Source organism: Gordonia sp. DT101 (assembly GCF_049844895.1).
GTDB lineage: Bacteria > Actinomycetota > Actinomycetes > Mycobacteriales > Mycobacteriaceae > Gordonia.
Window position 1 is genome coordinate 516,846 of the sequence record NZ_JBNCLX010000002.1, and the last position, 25,349, is coordinate 542,194.

Consider the following 25,349-nt stretch of genomic DNA (forward strand, 5'->3'; position numbering starts at 1 on the left):
ATGGCAGGAAACTCCAAACGTAAAGGCGCGGTGCGCAAGACCGGCAGCAAGAAGGGGCAGACCGTCGGTTCGGGCGGGCAGCGACGCCGCGGACTCGAGGCGCGCGGGGCCACTCCGAAGGCGGTCGACCGGCCGTATCACCCTGCTCACAAGCGGGCCAAGGCGGCCGCGAAGACCACCACCGGCCGCGGTGGTGCCCGCAGCCGCAAAGACGACGGCCCCGAGTACGTCCTCGGTCGCAACCCGGTGGTGGAGTGCCTGCGCGCCGGGGTGCCGGCAACCGCGCTGTACCTGGCCACCAACTCCGAGCCCGACGAGCGGGTCGCCGAGAGTGTGAAGATGGCAGGCGATTTCGGTATCGCAATCCTCGAGGTGGGAAAGAACGAGCTCGACCGCCTGTCGTCGAACGGGATGCATCAGGGCATCGCCCTGCAGGTGCCCGAGTATCAGTACGCCCACCCCGACGACCTGATGCGCGACGCCGTGGACAGCGGGACGCCACCGCTGCTGGTGGCCCTCGACAACATCACCGACCCGCGCAACCTCGGTGCGGTCATCCGTTCGGTCGCGGCCTTCGGTGGCCACGGTGTCCTCATCCCGCAACGACGCAGCGCCAGTGTCACGGCGGTCGCCTGGCGGACGAGCGCCGGTGCGGCCGCGCGGCTGCCGGTGGCGCAGGCGCCGAATCTGACCCGCACGCTGAAGGATTGGGCGGCCGACGGGGCCCAGCTGGTCGGTCTCGACACCGGGGGCGATGTGACCCTCGACGAGTACGACGGCACGGGGCCCACCGTCATCGTGGTCGGCTCGGAGGGCAAGGGACTCTCGCGGCTGGTGCGCGAGACCTGCGACTCCATCATGTCGATCCCGATGGCCGGTGATGTCGAGAGCCTGAACGCTTCGGTCGCGGCCGGCGTCGTGCTCGCCGAGTTCGCACGTCAGCGACGGCAGTAGGACGTATCTCGGCCCCGCCGCGGCCACTAGACTTCGCGGTATGGGTGGACGCGGACGGACAACGGATCTCGTCATCGACCTGAACGCCGACCTCGGTGAGGGCGTCGGCGACGACGAGGCGATGCTGGAGGTCGTCAGCAGCGCGAATGTGGCCTGTGGCATTCACGCCGGGACACCCGCAGAGCTGATCGCGACCTGCCGGTCGGCGGCCGACGCCGGCGTGCGGATCGGTGCCCAGGTCTCGTATCCGGACCGGTCGGGTTTCGGCAGGCGCTTCATGGATGTCGCGCCCGACGACCTGACTGCCGATGTCATCTATCAGATCGGTGCCCTCGACGGCATCGCCCGCGCCGTCGGTGCCGAGGTTTCATACGTGAAACCGCATGGTGCGCTGTACAACTCGATCGTCAAGCATGAGGGTCAGGCGGACGCGGTGGTGGCGGCGATCGTGGAGCTCGGTGGATCGTTGCCGTTGATGGGGTTGCCCGGATCGGTGTCGTTGCGACGTGCCGCGCAGGCCGGGATCCCGTTCATCACCGAGGCCTTCGCCGATCGTGGCTATCGGCCGGACGGCACCCTGGTTCCGCGGACCGAGCCGGGGGCCGTGCTGACCGACAGTGGCGAGATCGCGCGACGTGTCGTCGGGCTGATCGCCGACGGCACGGTCACCGCCGTCGACGGATCGGTGATCGCCGTCGACGCAGAGTCCGTCTGCCTGCACGGCGACACCCCCGGTGCCGTCGCGCACGCGCGTGCCGTCCGCGGCGCACTTCGGGAGGCCGGTATCTCGATCTCGGCAGACTGAGGTCGCCGGTGGATGGTTTCGGGCCCAGAAGCGTCGATGCACGTTGCTGTCGGCGAGAAGGTGGTTGCTCTCGGCGTTGAGTGTGTTGCTGTCGGCGGGACAAACCGGCTCCGCGGGCGGGATCAGGGCGTCGTCTATGTTGGGGTACATGACATCGATCGATAGCAGGGTTACCACCACCGATGGCATCGTCGAGGGTGCGCGGGGCAAGCGCACCCGGCGCGGCACCATCAGCTGGAAAGGCATCCCGTTCGCCGCGCCGCCCGTGGCCGGCCTGCGCTTTCGTGATCCGCAGCCGGTCAATCCGTGGCCCGGCGTCCGCGACTGCACCCGATTCGCCAAGGCGGCGATCCAGGAGAAGCAGTTCACTGCGGTCGCACCCGGCAAGTATCAGCCGGTCGGGGAGGACTGCCTCACCCTCAATGTGTTCGCGCCCGACCGCCCGTCGTCGACGCCGCGACCGGTCATGTTCTTCATCCACGGCGGTGCGTACATCCTCGGCACCGCGGCAACCCCCCTCTACGAAGGGTCGTTGCTCGCCCGTGCGCAAGATGTCGTCGTCGTGACCGTCCAATACCGGTTCGGCCCGTTCGGATTCCTCGACTTCGGCGCCTACGCCACCGACGACCGTCCGTTCGACTCGAATCTCGGCCTCAAGGACCACGTGGCGGCATTGTCGTGGGTGCAGCGCAACATCGCGGCATTCGGCGGTGACCCCGACAACGTGACCGTCTTCGGTGAGAGTGCCGGCGGCACGTCGGTGGTGAGCCTGCTGAGCACGCCCGCCGCGAACGGCCTGTTCAACCGGGCCATCGCGGAGAGCCCGGCCACCGAACTCGTCATCGGCAAGGACTCCGCACGGATCTATGCCGACGAGTTCCTGCGTTTGCTGCGAGATCCACAGCGCCGGTCGACGCGGATCGACACCGAGGCCGAACCGATTCCGGCCGCCGACGCCCAGGCGCTGATCGCTCGGTCGTCGGCGAACGAGATCCTTCGTGCCGGAGATCGTCTGATGAAGTTCGCCGCCGCGGCCGGCGTCGACGACGCGATCCCGTACGGACCGGTCGTCGACGGTGATTATCTGCCCGCCTCGCCACTGGATGCGGCCGCCGCCGGCACGACGCTTCCGGTGCCGCTGATCATCGGCAGCAACCACGACGAGGGGCAGCTGTTCACCAAGTTCTGGAATGTACTGCCGGACGCCGAGAAGGCACTGGTCCGGGTCAGCGACGAACAGGACCGTCGCGAGATCCGGGCGCTGTACAACGGCGGCGAGCGCGATGACGTCCAGCTGGCGGCGGATGCCGTGTTCTGGGCGCCGATGGTGGCGTTCGCCGAGGGACACAGTCGGGTGGCGCCGACTTACGTCTATCGCTACGACTTTCACACCCGCATCCTGGCCGCGACCGGCGTCGGGGCGACCCACGCCACCGAGTTGTTCGCGGTGTTCGGTGCTTATCGCACGGCGTTGGGTGCCGGCCTCGCGGTCGGGGACTGGCGTTCCACCGGGCGGGTGATCGCCGACGTGCAGGATCGTTGGGGTGCCTTCGCCACCGGCGGCGTTCCCGGGGTGGGATGGCCGGCCTACGAGTCCGGCAGCCGCAAGGTACTCATCATCGACGATCCCGACCGGGTGCAGACAGATCCGGAGGGTGCCCGTCGCGCCGCCTGGCAGAAGGTCCACGCCTCGGCCTGACTGGCGGTGCTGTCGGCGGGGAGCGGGTTGCTGTCGGCGAGATACGGGTTGCTGTCGGCGGTGGTCGGGTGGCCAGGTGGCAGGTCGGTCAGGGCGCCCAGTGACTCGCCGGATCGGCGGCGAGGAACGAGACCACCAGCGGGTTGAAGAGTTCGGGCGATTCCACCGGCAGGATGTGCGTGCCCGGGAGCACGGCAAACCGGCCGTGGGGCAGCACTCGCGAGAGTGCCAGCACGTGCTCGATGCGAACGACGCCCCGATCGGCCGCGACCACCAGCGTCGGCGCCGCGACCTCGGCGAAGTCGTCGAGATCGTATTCGGGCTCGCGACTGAGCATGGCCACCGTCTTCTCGTACACGACCTCGAAATGGTCGGGCCCGTCCGGTGACACCGGGACGTATCCGCTGCGCAGGAACTCCACCGTGGACGGATTCCGCTGTTTGATGAGGCTGAAGAACTCCGCGGCCTCCTGGCCGTCGGTGTTGACGTAGTTGGCCACCAGCACCATGCGGTTGACCAGATCGGGTCGTTGCCGGGCGACGAGCAGGGCGATCACCGCGCCGTCGCTCCAACCGACCAGATGGGCCGGTGTGCTCACGACGTTCTCGAGATAGTCGATGGTCTCGGCGGCCATGTCGGCATAGGTGAACGGGCCGTCGTGATCGGGTGAGTGGCCGTGTCCACTGCGCTCGGGGGCGTAGACGTTCAACCCGACACCTGTGAAGTCGGCGATCTGTGCACCCCAGGTGGCTGCCGACCCGAAGGCCCCGTGCAGCAGCACGATGGCCTGACCAGAAGGGTCGCCACCGTGGAAATGCCACACTCGCCGTCCGCCGACGTCCACATAGACGCCGCCGTCGATCTGTTCACCCGCGGTCACGCTCGACACTCCGCCCATCGTTCCAGAAGTCGCCGCCCATCGGGAAACGGTTGTGACTCGAATCCACAACGACAATCGGGGCAGGGACAATCGGGGCAGGGGACAATCGGGGCAGGGACAATCGAGACAGAGGCCACAGATGAGAACGGGGTTATCTCTGACACGTATACGGCTGGTCGATTAGGTTCACTTCAGTAACACTGAGTACGTCTCGCCGAGGGGCGCGGACGACCGCAGGACGTGCGCGCATTGAAGGGGTCCGATGGACATTCGTCAGAGGTCGCTGCGTCGTGCCGGCGTGGTTCCGGCAGTCGTCGTGGCCGTGGTCGGGATGGTCGCCGCACTCTCCGGGCTGGCCCCGACCGCGACTGCGGCTCCCGGGGATCCTCCGCCCGCGATGAGCTTGGCAGACCTGGGTTCGTCCTCGACGATCACCTTCCCGGGACAGCAGGGTGAGGTCAGCCTGACCCTGCCCGTCCCGAAGGACCTCACACCGTCGGTGCTGCGCGGCAACACCCAACTGCCGGCGTTCGTCAAAGGCGGCAGCATCGATGTCCTGCAGGGCGATCGGCTGATCTCTCGGACACCGATCAATCCGGCGCCCAACGCGCCGATCGAGCTGTCCCTGCGTGGGGTCCGCGTCGACAAGAACGCCGCCGATCTGGTCCTGCGCGGTTACCTCCAGATCGAGGGGTTCTGTCAGTTCGACCCACAACACGCGTTGCGCATCGTCAATGCCAGTGTCGCCTACACAGGGCGAGAGGCGATCCCGGACACCGTCGCCGACTTCTTGCCGCCGGTCCTGCGCGGATTGACGATCTACGTCCCCCAGGATGTGCAGCAGGCCGAGGGGGCCGCGGCGGTCAATCTCGCGACCGCTGTGGTGGCCAACTACGGGACCACTCCGGTGCCGATCGACACGGTTGCGTTGCCACGCGGTGCGACACCCCCGACGGTGCCGGGCCCCTTGGAGAGACAGGTCGTGATCAGCACCGACGCGCCGCCGGGGCTGTCCCTGCACGACAACCGCGGCAGCAACTATCTCGAGATCGGTGGGTCGGGCGACGAACTGCTCACGCAGACACAATTCCTCACGTCCAGTCTCTCGCCGATCGCGCTGAGCTCGGCGGCGGTGGCCGGAACCCTGCACGGGGCACCGCAACTCCCGCCCGACGTGCAGACCCTCTCCGACATCGGGATCCCGGATCAGAGCGCCACGTCGGCATCGTGGCCTTCGGTCACCGTTGGCATCGATCAGACCCGGTTGGGACGGCCGTCCAAGAACATCCGGGTGCAGCTGGAGGGCTCCTACAGCCCCGGTCCGCGCGACGCCGACGGATTGATCTCGGTGAAGGTCGGCGATCGGGCGATCGCGACGTTGCAGAACGACGGCAGCGGGACCTTCAACTCGTGGGTCGATGTGCCTCAGGACGTCGTGACCCGCTACACCGAACTCACCGTGACCCTCGAGCGCGGCGACCTCGGCGAGAGCTGCGGCACCGGCTACCGCAGCTCGCTGAGTCTGAGCTCGGCCGGTGAGATCCAGTCGGAAGCATCTGATCCGCCGGTGCCCAGCGGATTCCAATCCGTGCCCCAGGCCCTGATGCCGCGTACCCAACTCGCGTGGTCCAAGGGCGATGTCGGCGACGTCTCGCGGGCCGTCTCGATCGCATCCGGATTGCAGGCGATGTCTGCGGTGCCGTTCGGTGTCGACGTGGTGTCGATGGACACCGCCGGTTCGTCCGATCAGCCGGCGATCCTGATCTCTGCCGACGGGAAGGGATTGCCGGACCTGGGTCTCCCGTTGCAGTCCGACGGCCGAACGTTGAAGGTCGTGTCGCAGGGCGACGATCCCCAGGAGTCCTCGGTCACGCTCAATCCGGGTGTCGACTACGGCGCTCTCGAGGTGACCCGATCCGGTGACCGGAGTCTGCTGGTGGCGACCTCCACCGATGACGCGAGTGACCTCGACGGCCTGCTGCGGTGGATGTCGACCGACAAGCGGTGGTCGTCGGTCAGCGGTGACGCGATTCTTCAGGTTCCCGGGCATGATCCGGTCGCGGTCGCTTCCGACGAGGTGAATGCTGCCGCCGACCAGGAGTCGTCCGACGAGGAGGAGGCCTGGTTCACCATCACGGGGGTCATCGTGGGTGCTGCGCTACTGGTCGGGATCGTGATCGGCGGGACGATCATCGTGCGCAGACGGCGAGCGCGGGCGGCCCGGCCGGCACAACAGCCGAAACAGTAGGCAGCCCATGACCGTCGACACCGCACCGGCGCCCGCGGCGCGCGGTCCGGGACTCCGCGAGCGGATCGCGCAGAACCCGGCCGCCGTCGTGGCGTTCCGGTGGGTGTTCGTGGTCGCAGCGACGACGCTGGCGTTCTGGACCACCCTCGTGGCCGTCATCGCGGAGATGCGTGCCCAGACGATCATCACCTACATACCGGCTGCCGTGGTCCTGGTGATCATCGCGGCCATCGGGGTGTCGTGGCGCCGTGGCATCGAATTGCCCATCCACGACCGGCAGACCGATGGCATCGTCGGGATCCTCCTCCTCCTCATCTCGATCACCCTGAAGGCGATGAGCCTCAGGTACTCCGGCGCCTATCTGACCACGCATGTGGACCTGTTGGGCCTGTGGATGTTTCTGCTGGGCAGTTGTTGTCTGGTGTTCGGCTTACGACCGGCTGCCCGGTACCGGTGGGCGTGGTTCCTGCTGCTGGTGATCTTTCCGGTGCCCTACCGGGTGCTGGTCTTGCCGCTGGGAGGTGGTCCCTTCGCCGCCGGCACGATCATGGTCGTCTTCGGTGCCACCGCGACCGCCGTCGCGACCGCACGGACCCCACGTCGGGGGCTCGCCGGCGCAGCTATCGCCGGCGTCGTGGGCATGCTGGCCCTCGTCGGGGTGTGGGCCCTGTTCCCGGATGCGCCGCGGGTGGTGTTCCAGACAGTCCCGGCCGTGGGTGCCGCGCTCGTGGCCAGTGCGTGGCTGTACGTCGACTATCGCCGCCAGCACGGTGCGTCCTGGAGTCCTCTCGGGAGGCCCATGTACCCGGTTTGTGTGGGGAAGGTCGGACGCCCGGCTCTCGTGGTGGTGGTCCTCGCGATCGGGATGTTCTTCGTACCGATCCCGTCCTACGGCAACGTCCCGAACCAACGAGTCCCCGGACTCGACACCCGTCCGCCGCTGATCGTCCCGCCCGGATGGGTACAGGGCTCGGTGACCGGCTACGACTGGGTGACCCGGCTCTACGGGCGCGATGCGGTGATGACCTCGCAGGACATCTACCAGTCGAAGGGCAGCCTCGAGTTCGACAAGTTCGCACGTCCTCGAAAAATCATGGCGAACACGATCGAAACGTCGAAACCGTTGAGCTTCCAGGTGTATCCGGTGTTCTTCCTCGCCGACCTCGTCGGCGACCGGTTCAGCAAGTCGATCGACGTCGACCTCCCGCACGGGGTGACCGCGCGCCTGCAGACGGTGGTGGACGACGAGAGCTACCTGACCTACAACAGGCTCTACTGGCTCTGGAACGACGGTGAGCACACCCAACAGGTCATGCTCGTCTCGGTCGACAACCACGATCCCGATGCGGTGTTCCCGTCCCCGGACATCACTGTCGCCCACAACCTGAACACCTTCCTGACCGTGCTGTTCCGGGGTAACTCGGTGACCGCCGACCTCGAACCGCAGTTCAAGGACATGGATCTCCTCGTCGGCTGCGCCGAGGACCTCATCAACGCGCAGGTGGACGCGATCGGAAAGGGAGCCTCATGAGCACCCGCGGCGGTCGCCCCATCGACGAACTGATGGCCGACGAGGACTATCGCCAGGCCGCCTTGTACGACGCCGTCGAGCGGCTGCGTGACGAGGACCCGCTGATGACCGCGTCGGTGCCGTTCAGCCGCGGCCAGAAGATCATCGGCCTCGGCACCCTCGCGGTCATCGTGGCGTTGGTCGTGGTGTTCCCGATCGGCGCCACGGCGGCTCTGATGTCGGTCGCCACCGTCGTCTACATCCTGGCGCTCATCGACCGCGTCACGATCTTCCGGCGAGGATTGGTCAGTGGGGCGATCGCGATCACCGACGAGCAGGCCCGCGCCATCGCCGACGCCGACCTGCCGCCCTACACCGTGCTCGTGCCGGCCTACGGCGAGCCAGAGGTCGTGGGGGACCTCATCGGGGCCATGGAATCACTGGAGTATCCACACGACAAGCTCCAGGTCCTGCTGCTTCTCGAGGAGGATGACGAACCGACGATCGCCGCCGCCCGCGACGTCGGTGACAACGAGATGGTGACCGTGGTCCTGGTGCCGCCCGCGCAGCCGCGGACGAAACCCAAGGCCTGCAACTACGGATTGCACTTCGCGACCGGCGACATCGTCACCATCTACGACGCCGAGGACCTGCCCGATCCGCTCCAGTTACGTCGCGCGGTCGCGGCGTTCCGTGCGTCGGACGACACGGTCGTGTGCGTGCAGGGCAAACTCAACTTCCACAACTCACGCGACAACATCCTCACCGAGTGGTTCACCGCCGACTACGGCATCTGGTTCAGCTACCTGCTGCCCGGTCTGATGGTCAGTCGCGCACCGATCCCGTTGGGCGGCACCTCGAATCATTTCCTCCGTGACGTCCTCGACGACATCGGTGCGTGGGATCCGTTCAACGTGACCGAAGACGCCGACCTCGGCGTGCGGATCGCCGGACGCGGATACCGGACGGCCGTGCTCGATTCGCTGACCCTGGAAGAAGCCAACGTCGATCCGATCAACTGGGTGCGGCAGCGATCACGTTGGTACAAGGGCTACATGCAGACGTGGCTGGTGCACATGCGCCGCCCGGTGGCGCTGTGGCGCATCCTCGGTCCGGTCGCGTGGTACCGGTTCACCCTGCTGATCGCTGGGACCCCGGTGATCGCGTGCATGAACATGGTGTTCTGGCTGATCATGGTGATCTGGCTGGCCGGACAGCCGAAGGTGTTCGCGGAGATCTTCCCCGGCCCGATCTATTACCTGTCGCTCGTGTCGTTGATCTTCGGCAACGGGGCGGCCATCTACATGAACCTCGTCTCGATCCGCGAAGACGGCCGGAGCAAGCTTCTCTGGTCCGCCCTGATGGTGCCTGCATACTGGGTGCTGATGAGTGTCGCGGCCATCAAGGGCATGTGGCAGATGCTGTTCAATCCGTCGTACTGGGAGAAGACCTTCCACGGGCTGTCGAGCAGTGCTGATGATGCCCTGGATGCCGGCGATTCCGTGCCCGAGCCCGCCGAGAGCGGGTCGGCATGAGTCGCCGGCAGATCATCGCGCTCTTCGCGATCGTCTGGGTCGTCTACCTCGTGGTGGGTGTCTATCTGGCCACCGATGTCCGGTTCTATGTGGGGGACTCGCTCTCGCGCGTGCAATCCGCGCAGAGCGTCCTGTTCAGCCGGGAGCCGCACGTCTCGGCGATCGGCTTCATCTTCACCCCGTTGACGGCGCTCGTACAGTTGCCGCTGACCGCGCTGACCCCGATCTTCCCCGCGATGACCACGTCGGCGATCTCAGCGGCGGTCATGTCGTCGGCGTTCATGGCCGGCTCGGTGATCCAGGTGTCCGGGATCGCCCGGGACCGCGGGGTCGCGAAGCACATCGTGATCCCGGTGACCATCTGCTACGCGGCCAACCCGATGATCGTGTTCTACGCGGCGAACGGTATGAGCGAGGCGCCGTATCTGTTCTTCCTCGTATGGGCGGCGCGGCGCGGAATGCGGTGGATCGATACCGACGACGTGCACGAACTCGTCACCGCCGGAATGGCTCTCGGCTTCGCCTACCTGACCCGATACGACGGTGCCGCGGCGGCGCTGGCAGCGGGCATCGTGGTCTTCATCGTCACCTACCGACGCGCCGATCGGGACAATCGGCTCTCCCGGGCGATCCTCGACATGGGGCTGATCGCTCTCCCGAGCGCGGTCGCCTTCGTGGTGTGGGCCATCACCAGCTGGCTGATCACCGGTGACCTCTTCGCGCAGCTGAGCTCGCAATACGGCAACACCGCCATCCTGGAGCAGTCCGGCGGCGGCGGCACGGGAGGGCCGTTCCGAGCGTTGAGTTTCTCGATCGTCGAGGTCCTCATCCTTGCACCCCTCTTCCCGTTGCTGTTGACCATCGTGCTGGTCGCCCGGCGGCGGTGGGGACGGATGGGGCCCGTACTCGCGCCGCTTCCGCTGATCGGCTCCGTCCTGTTCTTCCAGATCTTCACCTATGCCCGGGGTTCCACGTTCGGGTTCCTGCGGTTCTACATCACCGTGGTTCTGTTGGCGACGATCATCGCGTTCATCACCAATCCGGCTCGTCGATCGACTCCGGTCCGGCGGCTCGGTGCCTACGCGCGCATGCCGGACATGGTCGATGCCCGGACAAGGGGGCACTTCATGCTGGGTGTGGCCGCTGTCGTCACGATGGTGGTGGCCGTCCCCGTGACCGCGTGGGGAATGACATCCAAGAAGTACGCACCCCAGGAGTACGCCCTGACGCAGGTGGTCACGCCGAATCCGGATGCGGTGGATCAGAAGTCTCTCGACGCCCAGCGCACCGTACGCTCGTTCTCCACCGAACGGTCATTGGCGCAATATCTCGATCGGCTGAACCTGCCCGACGGCAGCGTGCTCTGCGACACCGTCTACGGGTTCGCCGTCATCGCACAGTCCGAGCATCCCAAACGGTTCGTGATCCCCTCGGACCAGGACTTCGCCACGATCCTCAACGACCCTGTCGCACACGGTGTCCAGCTGATGCTGTCGGTTCCGCCGACCGGACGTGGGGCGTCGGACGCCCTCAACATCCGGTATCCCACCTTGTACGAGAACGGTGCCGGTATCGGAGTGCTCGTCCTCGAGGCCCGCAATCAGGGTGCGGACCTGCCGGATTGGCGGATCTATCGGGTCACACCCGCAGCCGAACTGACCGAGTCCGAGATCGACCCCGCGGACACCGTCAACTGACGGTGTCCGCCACGACCTTCCAGGCCGGATCGTCGGGACCGATGTCGTAGGTGCACTCGCTGGGTCGAGGATCCGGCACGAACGCCCAGAACAGGCCGCCGGCCGTGCCCGCCGACCGTTGCTGGGCGAGCTTTTTGCGAAACTGATCGGCGCGGGTGGCGACCGGCAGGCAGCTGCCGGCCGTGATCCCGATCTCGTTGACCATGATGGGCTTTCGTAGCGTGTGGGCCTGCTGAATCCGGGTCGGGAGGTCGCTGCCGGCGGGGCCGTAATCGGTGGGGCCGCCGCCGTAGTCGTGGAAGTCGAGCACGTCGATCTGGGGCGAGGCGCCGACTCTCTCGTAATCGGCGCCCGTGAGTCCGCATTGATCGCCGCCGATGAAACCGGAGAAGATCGGGCGGTGAGGGTCGATGGAGTGCAGTCGTTCGCCGGCCTGGTCGAAGAAGGTGCGCAGCACGTCTGCTCCGCCGGCCGGACACTGACGGACCTGCCAATTGCATCCCTGTGTGCTGCAGACGCCGGCCTCGGGTTCACCGACGAGTTCCCAACCGGCCACCACGGGCCGTCCCTTCCAGCGGGTCACCGCGGTGGACAGCCAATCGGCAAATGTCATACCGCCCAGGGATTTGCGGCTCTGCCAAGCGTTGCCGTACCAGGCCCGGTCCTTGAACTTCCCGTCCTCGCAGTCGCCGGAGCTGCCGGTCAGGACCGGCAGCACCATCTGCCTGTGGCGGGTGGCGGCGTCGAACACCGCGTCGAGCGGGCCGTAGTCCACCAGGCCGGTCTTCTTGTCGACGACGAACATCGCGTAGAGGTTGACCCGGGTCAGCGCGTGCGGCGGGAGTCGGGCGAAGTAGTCGTCGAGATTCACTTCGGCCCCGCAGCCGCGGTTGACCGACCAGTCGGTGCCGAGTTGATAGGCGTTGAAACCGGTCGGCCACCACGGGTGCCCGTCGAGAAGTAGCCCGTTGTCGGTGGTGGCGACGCGACCGCCGAAATCGTGGCCGGACGACGAAGGGGCGGACATCGACTGGGAGCATCCGGTCGCGACGACGGACGCCACGATCAGGGTGGCGCACAGGCGGGGAACCGCTCGAAGCCATCCCACCAGCGGAGGGTACCGAGTTTGCTCCTCGGCGCGCGGTATTTCAGCGCACGACGCGGGGGTGGGCGTTACAGTGGCCGAGATGAGCGCTCCTCCCGCCTGGTATCCGGACCCGGCAGGTCGGCACCAATTCCGTTATTGGAACGGTCAGACATGGACCGAGCACGTCGCCGACGCCGGGCAGCAAGGCATCGATCCCCTCGCGTCGACCGAGCCGTCGGGTCCGGCGGTATCCGCCGGTGTTCCGACCAGGGCGCCAGAAGCGCCGGATCGGTCCGCCTCGCCCGCGCCCCACCATCATCGGCCGTTCTGGCGTGACCGCCGCGAGGCCAGGGACGCTTTCGAGACGACCGCCGTCAGCGCTGCCCATGGCGACCGCACGGCGTTGCGCGCACTGCCGGCCATGGTGGCGAGTGCCCGTGACCTGTACCGGGGGAAGAAGTATGAGGACAAGGCCTGGGAGGTGTTCCGCGTGGCCGCGCACGATGTCCTTGCCGACGACATCGTCAGCACCGACGAGGAACAGCATCTCGAGGACCTCGCCTCGGCTCTGGCCGTACCTTACGAGGATCTCGCGGTTCGAGACTTCGAACTTCTCGAAGATCTCGTGGTTGCGCAGATCAACGATGGCCGGCTTCCGGTCGACGAGGACGCGCCACTGCTGACGAAGCCGGACGAAGTCGCGTATTACGCACCGCGGGTATCCCTCATGAAGGAGACAGACGTACGTGAATTCCGCGGCGGCTCTCGCGGTGTCTCGGTGCGGTTGGCGAAGGGGCTCACCTACCGGGTGGGTGACGTCCGTGGCCGCAGCGTGGTGGTCGGGAGTGAGCTGAAGGAGCAGGACACCGGGCAGTTGGTGATCACCGATCGTCGTGCGGTGTTCATCGGGCGCAAACGGACTCTCGAGTTCCGCTATGACAAGCTCGTGGCCATCGAGCAGTACGCCGACGGCCTGCGGCTGAACGTATCGAATCGTCAGCTCGCATCGATCTTCATCTTCCAGCGGAACTCGTCGCCATCGATCGCTGCTGCGCTCCTCGCGAGACTGCGGTGATCACCGGACCTCCGGGCTCTGTTCGGCCGGCGCGTCGAACTGTCCAATAGAGTTCGGTTCATGGGTGTCGATCGGGTTTCTGCCGCTCGGTGCGTGGGCAGCATCGTCGGAATCGTCTGCGCTGTCCTGGTCGTCGCATTCGCGATGTCCGGATGTGGGTCGTCCGGTGAGGTCTCGGGGAATTCGGTGTCGGCGCCGGAGACGACAACGACGACCACGTCGGTGCCCGGTGCGGTCGAGAGCCCGGCACCGGTCTTCGACCCGCCCTACGTCGACCATGTCGAGTGGGTGCAGACGGCGGTCGGCCCGAGCCTGCAGGTGCACCCGACGACGTCGGGCAGGCGCACCGACGATCCGCGCGGTGCCGATGTCGCCTGGCACGAGGTCCTCGCGCAGGCACCGGACGCCGACACCCCGGGGATGCGAGCCCAGTTCGATTGCCATTGGCAGTTCGCGCGGCTGGTCGAACCGAACAAACCCAGCTGGAACCTCGAGCCGTCGCGACCCGTGGTGACCGATCAGGTGATGATCGAGACCCGGTGCAATCCGGGTGGCCCGGAGGAGTGAGGCCTGCGGGCGGGGATCAGCGGGTCGCGAAGTGCCGTCGGTGTCCGGCCCACCGGCAGACCACATAGATCACGAACGAGAGCGTGGTGACGAACACCGAAACCGGTAGACCCGGCGCGAGTGACAGGATCAGTCCGCCCACCGCGGCGATCTCCGCGAACACCACCGACAGCACCAGCACTGTCGTCGGATTCGCGGTGAGGCGAGCGGCGGCCGCGGCCGGCGTGATCAGCAACGACATCACCAGCAGGGCGCCGATGATCTGGACGCCCTGCGCGCAGGCGAGGCCCATCAACACGGCGAACACCACCGACAGGGGCCGGATGGGCACGCCGTGCGCGCGGGCCACCCGCGGGTCGAGCGACGCGAACAGCAACGGGCGATAGATCACCGCCATGCCGACGACGACCACGACGGCGGTGATCGCGACCGCGGTCAAGCCGCCGGTGCCCACGCTCACCACCTGCCCGGTCAACATCGCGAAACCTGTTCGCGCGCTGCCGTAGAGCGACAGGAACAGCACACCGAGGCCGAGGCCGAAGGCCATCACCACGCCGATCACCGAATCGCGTTCGCGCGCACGGTTGCCCATGAAGCCGAAGACCGCGGCCACGACGACCGCGCCGATCACCCCGCCGACGTTGATGCTGATGCCGAGCAGGAGGGCAGCCGAGGCGCCCGTCACCGACAACTCGCTGATGCCGTGGACTGCGAAGGACATCTGCCGGGCCACGATGAGGGGACCGAGGATGCCGCCGAGCAGGCCCAGGAGTGCAAGCGCGATGAGTGATTGCTGGACGAAGCCACGCCCGAGGAGTTCGGCGGTCTCGCTGAAATCCCAGAGTCTGCTGATCTGTATCTCCGCGGCCGCCTGAGGGATTGCGACGGTCATGTGAGGCCGGACCGCCCTCCGTCGTCGCCCGGCTGGGTTGCGGACGGCGCTGTTGCGGACGGCGCTGTTGCGGACGTGGTCGGCTCGGGCCGGTGCTCGCAGTGATGGGCGTCCTCGCCGCCGATCACCAGCAGTCGTCCGTTGACCCGCAACACCTCGACGTCGCTGCCGTAGAGGTTCGAGAGGGTTTCGGTGGTCATCACCTCGTCGGGGGTGCCGATCCGAAAATGTCCGCCGACCAGGTAGAGCACCCGGTCGACGTAGGGGAGGATCGGGTTGAGCTCGTGGGTCACGAACACGACAGCGGTGTCGGCCTTCCGTCGTCGTTCGTCGATGAGTTCGACGACGAGCTGCTGATTCGTCGGGTCCAGGCTCGACAGCGGTTCGTCGCACAGCAGCAATGTCGGGTCGCCGGTGAGCGACTGGGCCACCCGCAGGCGTTGTTGCTCGCCACCGGACAGCAGCCCCATCGGGGCGTCGGCATAGGCGGTCGCGCCGACCTCGGCGAGTGCGGCGTCCACGAGCCGCTTGCGACGCGATCGGCCGCGCAGTCCGATGCCCCACCGGCCGCCGTCCACGCCGAAGCCGACGAGGTCGCGGCCGCGCATGGCCATCGGGTCGGCGTCGTCGGCGTGCTGCTGCGGGATATAGCCGATGGCGTCGGTGACCTCGAGCCGGCCGGCGTCGAGCGGGTATTGGCCGAGTAGGCAGCGCAGGAACGAGGTCTTGCCGGAACCGTTCGGTCCGAGCACCGCGATGAACTCGCCGCGCGAGATGCGCAGATTCAGGTCCTCCCAGAGCACCCGCGAGCCGAAGGCGAGTCGTCCGTGCTCGAAGGTGGCCACCGGCTCCGGCCCGACGGCGGTCGTCGGCGTGGCCGCTGGGTCGGCCCTGTGGTCGGGATCAGCCATGATGTCAGTGTGCGGCATGCTCACCCAGTGCGGCGCTCAACGCCTGGATCTGACCGGACTGCCACGCGATGTAGTCGGTGACGCCGTCGGGCAGGGTCTCGGTGAACTTCACCACCGGAACGGCGGCCTTCTGGGCGGTCTCCAGCACACTCTCGGTGACCGAGTCCACCGCCTGGGTGTTGTAGACGAGGGCGCCGATGGTGCGCGAAGTGAGCAGATCGTCCATCGCGGCCCGGTCGGCGGCCGACGGTGACTGGCCCTCTTCGACCGACTGGGTGAATCCGGCGGGTGCCGCGTCGACCAGCCCTGCCTCGTCGAGCAGATAGCCCGCCAGCGGCTCGGTCTGCGCAACCTTGGTCCCATCGTGAGCTGCCTTGATGGCGGCGAGTTGCCCACGCAGACCGGTGATCTTCTCGTTGAAGGCCTTCGCGTTGGCACGGAAGGTGTCGGCGTTGCCGGGGTCCTTGGCCGCGAGTGCGTCACCGACCTGGGTCGCCACCTGCGCGGCGACCGAAAGATCGTAGAAGACGTGCTCGTTCAGATCGGAGTGGTCGTGGTCGCCGTCGTCACCACCCTCGTGGCTCTCGCCCGCAAGGACGTCGTAGGCGTTGATCGCAGTCGCCTCCGAGTCCTTGACGGCGTCCTCCATGTAGGCGTCGTAGTGGCCGCCGTTCAACACGACGACGTCGGCATCGGTGACCTCGGCGGTGTCGGCTGCCGACGGCTCGAACTCGTGCGGATCGCCCTCGGAGTTGGTGTACAGCGAGGTGACGGTGGCCTTGTCGCCGGCGACCGCCGAGGCGACGGAACTCCACACATTTGTCGAGGTGACCACCGTCGGTGTGCCGGACGAGTTGCCGGCGTCGGTGCCCGAGCACCCGGCCAGGGCCAGGGCCCCGGCGCCGAGCAGGGCCACGGTCGCAGCCAGTGTTCGCCTCATCTGTTCTCCGCTCACGCAAATGACAATCGTTTCCGACAGCAGTGTAGGTGAGCGCCGGCTCGGTCGGCGAATCGGGCGGATCGACGATGGTCTGCGGCGAGGAATCGCCATCGATTTAATCGTGTACTATCGAATTTCTGACGGAGCGAGGCACTGTGACTACGCTCGGACCGCGGGGCATCGGCGACAAGGAGTTCGGACATGGGTCGGCGTATCAGCGGGATGCGACGTAGCGGTGCCGCATGACCGATCAACGCACGACCCCGACGGCCCTGCAGTATGTGCGATACGCCTACGGGGCGAAACTTCCGCAGTCGATGACCGACTGGGTGGCCCATGATCTGGCGGGTCCCGGCGCCACGGTTCGGATGGTCGTGCGCTGGGCGATCCCCTGTCTGCTGCTGATCACCCCGATGATGTTCGTGCCGGCCGACCTGTCGGTGCGGCTGACCATGACGATCCCGATCATCATTCCGTACATCTTCTTCTCGATCGCACTCAACCGGGTGTACCGGCGACATCGGTTGAGCCAGCACGGACTCGATCCCGACCTGGTCAACAAACTCGAGCGCGAGCGCAACGCCGACCTGTACGACGAGTACCGGAGGAAGTATCGCGGCCGGTGACGCATCCGTCGGACGGATCAGTCGACGGGTCCTCGTGCCCCGGTCGTCACGACCGGAACGACGAATCGCTGCAGCATCTCTCGCTCTTCTGCTGCGGTCTCGCCGGGGCTCGTCAACAGCGACACGATGACGCGCACCACCCACCTCGCGCGGTCGCGTTGCTCGGCCGGATTGGTACCCGGCGCGATGTCGCCGAGGAATCCCACCGCGATCTCCTCGATGGCGGGCGAGAGCAGTGCCAGGTTCGCCGACCGACCAGCGGCATCGGAGACGAACCACGCCGACAGTGCGGGATTCGATCGCACTCCGCCGACCGCGGTGGTCACCGCGGCGACCAGCCTGGCACCCGGATCGGACTCGTGCCGGGTGGCCGCACCGACCGCTGACCCCAACTCGGCGGCCGCCCGATCGACGTAGGCCGCAAGCACTTCCGACTTCCCGGGGTAATAGCGGTACAACGTGGCACGCGAACATCCGGTGGCCGAGGCGATGTCGCGCATGGTCACCGCGGACACCCCTTTCTCGACGAACATCCGCTCGGCGATGTCGAGGATGCGCTGCGCGGCGAGCTCGGCCCGTTCCGGCGCAAGCCAGTCGGCCGCCGGCGTGTCAGACATGGAACGGGACGAAAGTCGGTCGTCGAACGTAGTTGCCCTCGGCCCACACGATCCCGTCGACATCGACCGTGAACTCGGGATGGCGGGCGAGTAGCTCGGTCAGCGCGACCCGTCCCTGCATCCGAGCCGCTGCGGCGCCGAGGCAGTGATGGTTGCCGTGACTGAAGGTGAGGATGTTGCGGGGCCGGCGGGTGACGTCGAGGACGTCGGCATCGGGTCCGTACACCTCGGGATCGCGGTTGGCCGACCCGTAGCAGAGCAGCACCTTGCGGCCCGCGGGGATCGTGACGGTGCCGTCGGGCGCATCGGGCGGCAGATGACCCACTCGTTGCGCATCAGGCGCCGGGTAGGAGACGTTGCGGGTCGTGGTGCGCGCCAATCCCTGTGCGGGCGAGGTGAGGCGGAGGAACTCGTCGATGGCCCCGGGGATCAGGTCCGGATCGTCGACGAGCCGTCGCCGTTGATCCGGGTGCTGGTGGAGTAGCGCGACGCTGCCGCCGAGCAGGCCGGTCGTCGTGTCGTTGCCGCCGGCCACCATGGTGAAGGTGAACGCCAGGATGGAGAGCAGGCCGCCGGGATCGTCGGGGTCGTCGGCGAGGCCCGCGGCGACGAGCTGCGAGACCGTGTCGTCGGCGGGGTGGCGCTTGCGGTGGTCGACGAGTTCGGTGAAGTACGAGAGCATCTCCATGGTCGCCGCGCCCGCCGACTCGCCGGCCGCCGCCATCCCCCCGACGCCGGATGCGGCACCCACGATCGCCTGGGTCCAGCCGTCGAAGCGGGACCAATCCTCTTCGGGCACACCGAGATAGTGGGCAACCACCATGCTCGGCAGCGGCTTGAAGAGCTCGCCGACGATGTCGGCGGGAGCATCGGTGGGCAGTCGGTCGAGGCGCTCCGTGACGAACTCGCGGACCTTCGGTTCCACCTCGATGACCTGCCGCGGGGTGAAGCCGCGTGCAACCAGCTTGCGGAACTCGGTGTGCGACGGCGGGTCCTGCATGACCATCGGGGGGTGGTCGGCCATGCCGATGGCATCGAGCTCGCCATAGGTGACCGTGAGTCCCTGTGCGGAGGAGAAGGTCGAGGTGTCATTCGCCGCGGCCATGACGTCGGCGTGGCGGGTCAGGACCCAGAAGTCGCCTGCGGCGCCGTTGCCGGCGTCGGCGGCCACGCGGTGCACCGGTGACCGTTCGCGGAGCGCCGCGTACATCGGATGCGGGTCCGCCCACGAGGGTCCCGACCGTAAGACGTACTCTGCGCGTTCAGACACTTCGGTTGACATGTTTCGATGATTAGACACTTTGGATGAAGTGTCAACCGCCGCTCGCTGACCGGGCGCAAAACCTCGCCGAGCGGGCGCAGAATCTCGCCGAGCGGGCGCAGAATCTCGCCCACCGGGCGCAGAATCTCGCCGAGCGGGCGCAGAATCTCGCCCACCGGGCGCACCCGGGGAGCGGTGCGCACGCTCGGCTGAATTCTGTGCCCGCTCGGCGGAAAGCTGCGCCCGCTCGACGAGTGGACGGGTGCGCGCGGGACGTCGACGCGGCCGGGCCGAGTGGCTCCGTCGACTTTCTCTAAGGTGGAGGGATGACCAGCCCCCCGTTGCCGAGGCGCGTGGCACTCATCTCCGTGCACACGTCACCACTGGCGCAGCCGGGTACCGGCGACGCCGGGGGGATGAACGTCTACGTCTGGCAGACCGCGACGCGGATGGCCCGTCGCGGGGTCGAGGTCGAGATCTTCACCCGCGCGACGTCGTCGTCGGACGCGCCGAGCGTGCAGGCAGCTCCGGGGGTGACCGTCCGCAACGTCGTGGCCGGACCGTTCGAAGGTCTCGACAAACGTGATCTGCCTGCTCAGCTCTGTGCGTTCACCGCGGGCGTCCTGCGCGCCGAGGCGATGCAGAAGCCCGGCTACTACGACCTCATCCACTCGCATTATTGGTTGTCCGGCCAGGTCGGCTGGCTCGCGCGGGACCGATGGGGAGTGCCGTTGGTGCACACCGCGCACACACTGGCCGCGGTGAAGAACGCGTCGCTGGCGAAGGGCGACACCGCCGAACCCATGCTGCGGGTGATCGGCGAGCAGCAGGTGGTCGACGAGGCCGATCGCATGGTGGTGAACACCCAGACCGAGGCGACCGAGCTGGTGTCGATGTACAACGCCGACCGCTCGCGTATCGACGTGGTGACGCCCGGCGCCGATCTCGATGTCTATTCGCCGGGGCCGCGTGCTCGGGCGCGCGCCGAACTCGGTCTCCGTGACGACGAGACGGTGCTGACCTTCGTCGGGCGGATCCAGCCGCTCAAGGCTCCGGACGTGCTGCTGGCGGCGGCCGCGCCGATCGTCGAGCGGTCGCGCAGGCAGGGGCGACCGGTCCGGGTCCTCATCGTCGGCGGGCCGTCGGGGACCGGCCTGGCGCAACCCACCGCCCTCATCGATCTGGCCGCGGACCTGGGGATCGCCGACTCCGTCACCTTCCTCCCGCCGCAGTCCGCCGATCGGCTCGCCCAGGTGTATCGCGCCTCGGATCTGGTTGCCGTGCCGAGCTATTCGGAGAGCTTCGGGCTGGTCGCCATCGAGGCGCAGGCCTGCGGCACCCCGGTGGTGGCCGCCGACGTGGGAGGCCTGAGCGTGGCCGTGGCGGACGGCCGGACCGGGGTGTTGGTGGACGGGCACGACGTCGAGGACTGGTCGCACGCGCTCGGGGGGCTCCTCGCCGATCCCGACCGCCTGGCGGCGATGCGGCAGAACACCCGTGCGCACGCCGAGCAGTTCTCGTGGGAGCACACCTCGACCCAGCTGCTCTCCAGTTATTCGGCCGCGATGCAGTCGTTCGCCACCCGGAACCCGGCGGCCGCCGGAGCGGCCACGGTACGACGCGGTTCCCGGCGCTGGCGCAGGCGCCGGTCCAAGATGAGCGTGGGACAAGGATGATCGAGTGAATCAGGCCGAGATCGTCGAAGTGCTCGAAACCGCCCTGACCGAACGGGAGATCTCGTTCAGTCGCAAGGATGCCGGCGGCGCCCAGGCCGATCACCTCGTCCTCGAACTGCCCGGCGAGCGAAAACTGACGACCACGGTGCTGCTGACCGCGGGTCCGCACGGCGTCCGGGTGGAGGCGTTCGTGTGCCGGCGCCCGGACGAGAACCACGAAGGCGTCTATCGGTACCTGCTCCGGCGCAACCGACGGCTGTACGGGGTCGCGTACACGATCGACAACACGGGCGACATCTACCTGGTCGGCCGCATCTCGGGTGACGCGCTGAGCGCCGACGAACTCGACCGGGTACTCGGTCAGGTCCTCGAGGCCGCCGACGGCGACTTCAACACGCTCCTGGAGATAGGCTTCCTCGCCTCGATCCAACGTGAATGGGCGTGGCGGGTGTCGCGCGGCGAGTCCCTGCGCAATCTGCTCGCGTTCGAGCATCTGATCGACAAGGAGTCGCTGCCCGAACCCGGCGAGCCGCTGCCGGACCGCTACGAGCCGGGCGTGACGTCGGTCGATGCGGTGGGGGAACGGTCGGGCGATTCGGCCGATGACCTGGACTGACGAGGACCCGGACCGTCCGACCGAGGGCGTGGGCGCGGTCCCGGCGACCGGGGTCGTCTCGTAGAGTTGTGCCTGCGCAGACCCGAATCGCCATATGCGGTGAAATCGGACGATGTGGACATTGCCTTCGGGCGGAACTTGACAACGAGTATTGCTACGATTGCGCCCGGAAATCACCAACGGAGGTGTCATGAGCTTCAAGAGTCCCTATCCCGACGTCGAGATCCCCAACGTGAGTGTCTACGACTTCTTGTTCGGGTCGATCGCCGACGAGGATCTCGACCGGGTGGCCCTGGTCGATCCGAAGTCGGGTGACGAAACGACCTATCGCCGGCTGATCGGCCAGATCGATGCGGCAGCAGGCGCCCTGGCGGCTCGCGGGATCGGGGTCGGAGATGTGGTCGGCGTCCTGTCGCCGAACGCTCCTGCCTTCGCGACGGTCTTCCACGGGATCCTGCGTGCCGGCGGCACGGCGACGACGATCAATGCGCTGTTCACCGCGACGGAGATCGCCAAGCAGCTGAAGAACGCGAACGCGACGATGCTCATCACCGTCTCGCCGATGTTCGAGCAGGCGGCCGCGGCCGCCAAGGAGGTCGGCATCGCCGACGAGAACCTGATCGTCCTCGACGGCGAGGGGCAGAAGAGCTCGGGTCATCCGAACGCGGTCGACCTGCTGGGGCCGAATCTGCCCGCGCCGGACATCACGATCGATCCGGCCACCCACGTGGCGGCGCTGCCCTACAGTTCGGGCACCACCGGCAACCCGAAGGGCGTCGCACTCAGCCACCGCAACCTGGTGGCCAACGTCGCCCAGATCAAACCGCTGCAGGGGATGACCCACGACGACGTGGTTATCGCGGTGCTGCCGTTCTTCCACATCTACGGCATGACGGTGCTGCTCAACGCCGCCCTGTACAACCGCGGCCGCCTGGTCATCATGCCGCGCTTCGACCTCGTCGAGTTCCTGGAGAACATCCAGACCTACAGGGTCACCAGCGCCTACATCGCACCGCCGGTCGCGGTCGCACTGGCGAAGCACCCGATCGTCGACGACTACGACCTGTCGTCGCTGGGCGTCATGATGTCGGGCGCCGCGCCCCTCGACGACGAGCTCGGCAAGGCGGTCGCGAAGCGGCTGAAGCTGCACATGCTGCAGGGCTACGGCATGAGCGAGTTGTCGCCGGTCAGTCACCAGATCCCGGTCGATACGAAAGCTGCTCTCGGACTTGACGAGCCGCCGCTCTCGTCCACCGGCTGGGCGATTCCCAACACCGAGAACAAGATCGTCGACCCGGCCACCGGCGACGAGATCGACCTGCCGACGGACGGGCTGTCGGAACCCGGGGAACTGTGGGTGAAGGGCCCGAACGTCATGCTCGGTTACCTCAACAACGAGCAGGCCACCGCCGACACCATCGACGCCGACGGTTACCTGCACACGGGTGACATGGCGCAGGTCGACCCGACCGGATGCGTCTACATCGTCGACCGGCTCAAGGAGCTCATCAAGTACAAGGGCTACCAGGTCCCGCCGGCCGAACTCGAGGCGCTGTTGCTCACGCACCCCGAGATCGCCGACACCGCGGTCATCGGCGTCAACGACGACGACGGCGAGGAGATCCCGAAGGCGTTCGTTGTGAAGCAGGCCGACGCCGAGCTGAGCGAGGCCGACGTCATCGAGTTCGTCGCGGCAAAGGTCGCGCCGCACAAGAAGGTTCGGGCTGTCGAGTTCATCGATGCGATCCCGAAGTCGGCGTCGGGCAAGATCCTGCGCAAGGACCTGCGCCGCTGACCGGACAGCCCTCTCCGCTGATCGAGTGGCCCACTTCCGCTGATTGAGTGGCCCACTTCCGCTGATCGAGTGGCCCACTTCCGCTGATCGAGTGGCCTCCGAGCGGAGCGAGGCGGCGTATCGAGATCACCTGCAGCACAAGTGGTCTCGATACGCCGCTCCTTCGTCGCGGCTACTCGACCAGCGGTTGGTTGGATGGTTCCCGTCGGTTCACGTCTTCGAGTGGCCCACCTCCGCTGATCGAGTAGCCTCCGAGCGGAGCGAGGCGGCGTGTGTACGTAGAGTGCGGCACCCGCTGCCTGCGGGTATTTGGTCACGAGTTCGAGGTATGAGAACGCCGTGAGGGTGGCCACGGCAAAGGCGATCGGGAACGGTACCCAGGCCGCGCCGCCGACCTCGCCGGCCACCTGGCCGGTGAGGGCGTAGACGCCGGTTCCCAGGATGTCGCCGATGATGAAGAGCAGCAGCAGCTTCCATCCGAGCACACGTCTGAGTTCGGCCTGTTCGGACTCTCCGGCGCCGGGCGCGCCGGTTTCCGCGCTGACGGTCTGTAGAGAAGCTGGACCCGATTTGACCGAATTGCGCATTATTGATCGTGCTGAGGCGGGTTCGTGGCCGTTCGGGAGCGGACGGGTGACCCCGTGCTGATTATGCGAAACTCTTCCCATGAGCAACGGCACCTTGATTCTGATGCGGCATGGCGAGAGCGAGTGGAACGCGTCGAACCAGTTCACCGGCTGGGTCGATGTGGCGCTCACCGAGAAGGGCGAGGCCGAAGCGGTCCGTGCCGGTGAGTTGCTCGTCGAACACGACCTGCTGCCCGACATTCTCTACACGTCGGTGCTGCGCCGGGCGATCCAGACCGCGCAGATCGCGCTCGACAAGTCGGATCGTCACTGGATTCCGGTCAAGCGCGACTGGCGTCTCAACGAGCGTCACTACGGCGCGCTGCAGGGCCTGAACAAGGCGGACACCCTAGAGAAGTACGGCCAGGAACAGTTCATGCTGTGGCGTCGCAGCTACGACACCCCGCCACCGCCCATCGAGCGTGACGCCGAGTACAGCCAATCCGACGATCCGCGGTATGCCGATCTCGCCGAGGTGCCGCTGACGGAATGCCTCAAGGACGTCGTCGCTCGCATGATCCCGTACTTCACCGAGAGCATCGCGACCGACATCAAGGCGGGCAAGACGGTGCTCGTCGCTGCCCACGGCAACTCGCTGCGCGCACTGGTGAAGTACCTCGACGACATCTCCGACGCCGACATCGCCGGCCTCAACATCCCGACCGGCAACCCGTTGCGCTACGACCTCGACGATGACCTGAAACCCCTCAATCCCGGGGGGACCTATCTGGACCCGGAAGCCGCCGCTGCGGGCGCCGCAGCCGTTGCGGCCCAAGGGCAGAAGTAGCTCTGGCCAGCTGTAACAAAATCGTCATGGTGCCGATGGTGTGACGCGCGCTACATTGGATGCCATGGCGAATGTCGGGACCTTACGCATCACCCATTCCCCTGCTCAGGAGCGGTACGAAGCGATCTTGCCTGCGGATCCGGCGGCCGACGGAAGCGGCGACGAGGAGATGGTCGGCTATCTCGACTATGTCTCGGAGCCGTATCAGGTGGTGCTGACCCATACCGTCGTCCGTGAGCAGTTCAGCGGTCACGGCTATGCGGGACAACTCGTTCGGTACGTGCTCGACGACATCCGCGCGACCGGCAAGCAGGTGATGCCGGTCTGTTCGTATGTGCAGCGCTTCATCTCACAGCACCCCGAGTATGCGGACATGGCGGTTCCGGTACCGCAGTGATCGGCGCCCCGGACGTTCACGGGTGATGGGATCGCCCGCCGTAGCAACCACCTACCGGCGGTGTGGCGGAACGGTCGAACACCGGGTGAACAGCCGCGGAACAATGGTCGGGAATGTGCAGTGGGCGTTTGTTGCGCCGTAAGCTGCA

General features: G+C 67.0%; 23 protein-coding genes and 1 pseudogene. 16 read left to right on the forward strand and 8 right to left on the reverse strand.

Going from position 1 to position 25,349, the window contains the following annotated elements:
* The 3 genes from rlmB to ACLQ3I_RS08970 all read left to right on the forward strand — a co-directional run bounded on the left by rlmB (window position 1) and on the right by ACLQ3I_RS08970 (window position 3,458).
* Window positions 1–954: a 23S rRNA (guanosine(2251)-2'-O)-methyltransferase RlmB gene (gene rlmB, locus ACLQ3I_RS08960; RefSeq protein WP_425792550.1), complete on the forward strand. Its 954-nt coding sequence runs from the start codon at window positions 1–3 to the stop codon at window positions 952–954.
* A gap of 40 nt (window positions 955–994) precedes the next feature.
* Window positions 995–1,759, forward strand: coding sequence for a LamB/YcsF family protein (locus ACLQ3I_RS08965; protein ID WP_425801355.1), 765 nt, complete (start codon window positions 995–997; stop codon window positions 1,757–1,759).
* A 148-nt stretch (window positions 1,760–1,907) separates the two neighbouring features.
* Entirely contained in the window at window positions 1,908–3,458 is a 1,551-nt protein-coding gene (locus ACLQ3I_RS08970) for a carboxylesterase/lipase family protein (RefSeq protein WP_425792552.1), read from the forward strand.
* Window positions 3,459–3,546: 88 nt separating this feature from the next.
* Here the strand turns inward: ACLQ3I_RS08970 and ACLQ3I_RS08975 are convergent, their stop codons facing one another.
* The gene (locus tag ACLQ3I_RS08975) at window positions 3,547–4,347 is read right to left on the reverse strand and encodes an alpha/beta fold hydrolase (RefSeq protein WP_425792553.1); all 801 of its coding nucleotides are present in this window, start codon (window positions 4,345–4,347) and stop codon (window positions 3,547–3,549) included.
* Between the two features lie 253 nt (window positions 4,348–4,600).
* Between ACLQ3I_RS08975 and ACLQ3I_RS08980 the strand changes: the two genes are divergently transcribed.
* The 4 genes from ACLQ3I_RS08980 to ACLQ3I_RS08995 are packed head-to-tail and all read left to right on the forward strand — an operon-like array spanning window position 4,601 to window position 11,328.
* On the forward strand, window positions 4,601–6,586 hold the full coding sequence (locus tag ACLQ3I_RS08980) for a hypothetical protein (protein WP_425792554.1): 1,986 nt from the start codon (window positions 4,601–4,603) through the stop codon (window positions 6,584–6,586).
* Between the two features lie 7 nt (window positions 6,587–6,593).
* Window positions 6,594–8,117, forward strand: coding sequence for a hypothetical protein (locus ACLQ3I_RS08985; protein ID WP_425801358.1), 1,524 nt, complete (start codon window positions 6,594–6,596; stop codon window positions 8,115–8,117).
* On the forward strand, window positions 8,114–9,631 hold the full coding sequence (locus tag ACLQ3I_RS08990; protein WP_425801360.1) for a glycosyltransferase: 1,518 nt from the start codon (window positions 8,114–8,116) through the stop codon (window positions 9,629–9,631). The genes ACLQ3I_RS08985 and ACLQ3I_RS08990 overlap by 4 nt, the downstream gene beginning before the upstream one ends.
* Window positions 9,628–11,328: an ABC transporter gene (locus ACLQ3I_RS08995; protein ID WP_425792557.1), complete on the forward strand. Its 1,701-nt coding sequence runs from the start codon at window positions 9,628–9,630 to the stop codon at window positions 11,326–11,328. The genes ACLQ3I_RS08990 and ACLQ3I_RS08995 overlap by 4 nt, the downstream gene beginning before the upstream one ends.
* Here the strand turns inward: ACLQ3I_RS08995 and ACLQ3I_RS09000 are convergent.
* On the reverse strand, window positions 11,321–12,355 hold the full coding sequence (locus ACLQ3I_RS09000; RefSeq protein ID WP_425801927.1) for a beta-mannosidase: 1,035 nt from the start codon (window positions 12,353–12,355) through the stop codon (window positions 11,321–11,323). The two genes, ACLQ3I_RS08995 and ACLQ3I_RS09000, sit on opposite strands and share 8 nt — an antisense overlap.
* A 160-nt stretch (window positions 12,356–12,515) precedes the next feature.
* Between ACLQ3I_RS09000 and ACLQ3I_RS09005 the strand changes: the two genes are divergently transcribed.
* On the forward strand, window positions 12,516–13,490 hold the full coding sequence (locus ACLQ3I_RS09005) for a DUF2510 domain-containing protein (RefSeq protein WP_425801362.1): 975 nt from the start codon (window positions 12,516–12,518) through the stop codon (window positions 13,488–13,490).
* A 60-nt stretch (window positions 13,491–13,550) separates the two neighbouring features.
* Window positions 13,551–14,057, forward strand: coding sequence for a DUF2599 domain-containing protein (locus tag ACLQ3I_RS09010; RefSeq protein WP_425792559.1), 507 nt, complete (start codon window positions 13,551–13,553; stop codon window positions 14,055–14,057).
* A 16-nt stretch (window positions 14,058–14,073) separates the two neighbouring features.
* On the opposite strand, the gene ACLQ3I_RS09015 is transcribed toward ACLQ3I_RS09010, so the two are convergent.
* The 3 genes from ACLQ3I_RS09015 to ACLQ3I_RS09025 are packed head-to-tail and all read right to left on the reverse strand — an operon-like array spanning window position 14,074 to window position 16,800.
* Window positions 14,074–14,949 (reverse strand): metal ABC transporter permease, encoded by an 876-nt coding sequence (locus tag ACLQ3I_RS09015; protein WP_425792560.1) that lies wholly within the window; start codon window positions 14,947–14,949, stop codon window positions 14,074–14,076.
* Window positions 14,946–15,860, reverse strand: coding sequence for a metal ABC transporter ATP-binding protein (locus ACLQ3I_RS09020; RefSeq protein ID WP_425792561.1), 915 nt, complete (start codon window positions 15,858–15,860; stop codon window positions 14,946–14,948). Before ACLQ3I_RS09020 ends, ACLQ3I_RS09015 begins: the two co-directional genes overlap by 4 nt.
* 4 nt (window positions 15,861–15,864) lie before the next feature.
* Window positions 15,865–16,800, reverse strand: a complete 936-nt coding sequence (locus tag ACLQ3I_RS09025) for a metal ABC transporter solute-binding protein, Zn/Mn family (protein ID WP_425792562.1) — start codon at window positions 16,798–16,800, stop codon at window positions 15,865–15,867.
* Between the two features lie 242 nt (window positions 16,801–17,042).
* Between ACLQ3I_RS09025 and ACLQ3I_RS09030 the strand changes: the two genes are divergently transcribed.
* Window positions 17,043–17,426 carry a DUF5313 domain-containing protein gene (locus ACLQ3I_RS09030; protein ID WP_425792563.1) on the forward strand — a complete coding sequence of 128 codons (384 nt, stop codon included), beginning with the start codon at window positions 17,043–17,045 and terminating at the stop codon, window positions 17,424–17,426.
* 17 nt (window positions 17,427–17,443) lie between these two features.
* Here ACLQ3I_RS09030 and ACLQ3I_RS09035 read toward each other — a convergent pair whose 3' ends face one another.
* Together ACLQ3I_RS09035 and ACLQ3I_RS09040 are read right to left on the reverse strand one after the other, a co-directional pair.
* Window positions 17,444–18,043, reverse strand: a complete 600-nt coding sequence (locus ACLQ3I_RS09035; protein WP_425792564.1) for a TetR/AcrR family transcriptional regulator — start codon at window positions 18,041–18,043, stop codon at window positions 17,444–17,446.
* Window positions 18,036–19,325, reverse strand: a complete 1,290-nt coding sequence (locus ACLQ3I_RS09040; protein ID WP_425801365.1) for a cytochrome P450 — start codon at window positions 19,323–19,325, stop codon at window positions 18,036–18,038. The genes ACLQ3I_RS09035 and ACLQ3I_RS09040 overlap by 8 nt, the downstream gene beginning before the upstream one ends.
* 23 nt (window positions 19,326–19,348) lie before the next feature.
* Here ACLQ3I_RS09040 and ACLQ3I_RS09045 point away from each other — a divergent pair, with 23 nt between their 5' ends.
* From ACLQ3I_RS09045 to ACLQ3I_RS09060, 4 genes are all read left to right on the forward strand, one after another.
* Window positions 19,349–19,621, forward strand: coding sequence for a hypothetical protein (locus ACLQ3I_RS09045; protein ID WP_425801368.1), 273 nt, complete (start codon window positions 19,349–19,351; stop codon window positions 19,619–19,621).
* Window positions 19,622–19,630: 9 nt separating this feature from the next.
* Window positions 19,631–20,980, forward strand: a complete 1,350-nt coding sequence (gene mshA / locus ACLQ3I_RS09050) for a D-inositol-3-phosphate glycosyltransferase (protein WP_425792566.1) — start codon at window positions 19,631–19,633, stop codon at window positions 20,978–20,980.
* Between the two features lie 4 nt (window positions 20,981–20,984).
* The gene (locus ACLQ3I_RS09055) at window positions 20,985–21,596 is read left to right on the forward strand and encodes a YbjN domain-containing protein (RefSeq protein ID WP_425792567.1); all 612 of its coding nucleotides are present in this window, start codon (window positions 20,985–20,987) and stop codon (window positions 21,594–21,596) included.
* A 190-nt stretch (window positions 21,597–21,786) separates the two neighbouring features.
* Window positions 21,787–23,391 (forward strand): AMP-binding protein, encoded by a 1,605-nt coding sequence (locus ACLQ3I_RS09060; RefSeq protein ID WP_425801370.1) that lies wholly within the window; start codon window positions 21,787–21,789, stop codon window positions 23,389–23,391.
* 272 nt (window positions 23,392–23,663) lie between these two features.
* Here the strand turns inward: ACLQ3I_RS09060 and ACLQ3I_RS09065 are convergent.
* A pseudogene (locus ACLQ3I_RS09065) lies at window positions 23,664–23,978 on the reverse strand (hypothetical protein); the annotation flags it as partial.
* A 79-nt stretch (window positions 23,979–24,057) separates the two neighbouring features.
* On the opposite strand from ACLQ3I_RS09065, the gene ACLQ3I_RS09070 reads away from it, so the two are divergent.
* On the forward strand, window positions 24,058–24,804 hold the full coding sequence (locus tag ACLQ3I_RS09070; protein ID WP_425792569.1) for a phosphoglyceromutase: 747 nt from the start codon (window positions 24,058–24,060) through the stop codon (window positions 24,802–24,804).
* 64 nt (window positions 24,805–24,868) lie between these two features.
* The gene (locus ACLQ3I_RS09075; protein WP_425801373.1) at window positions 24,869–25,201 is read left to right on the forward strand and encodes a GNAT family N-acetyltransferase; all 333 of its coding nucleotides are present in this window, start codon (window positions 24,869–24,871) and stop codon (window positions 25,199–25,201) included.
* The last annotated feature ends 148 nt before the right edge of the window (window positions 25,202–25,349 follow it).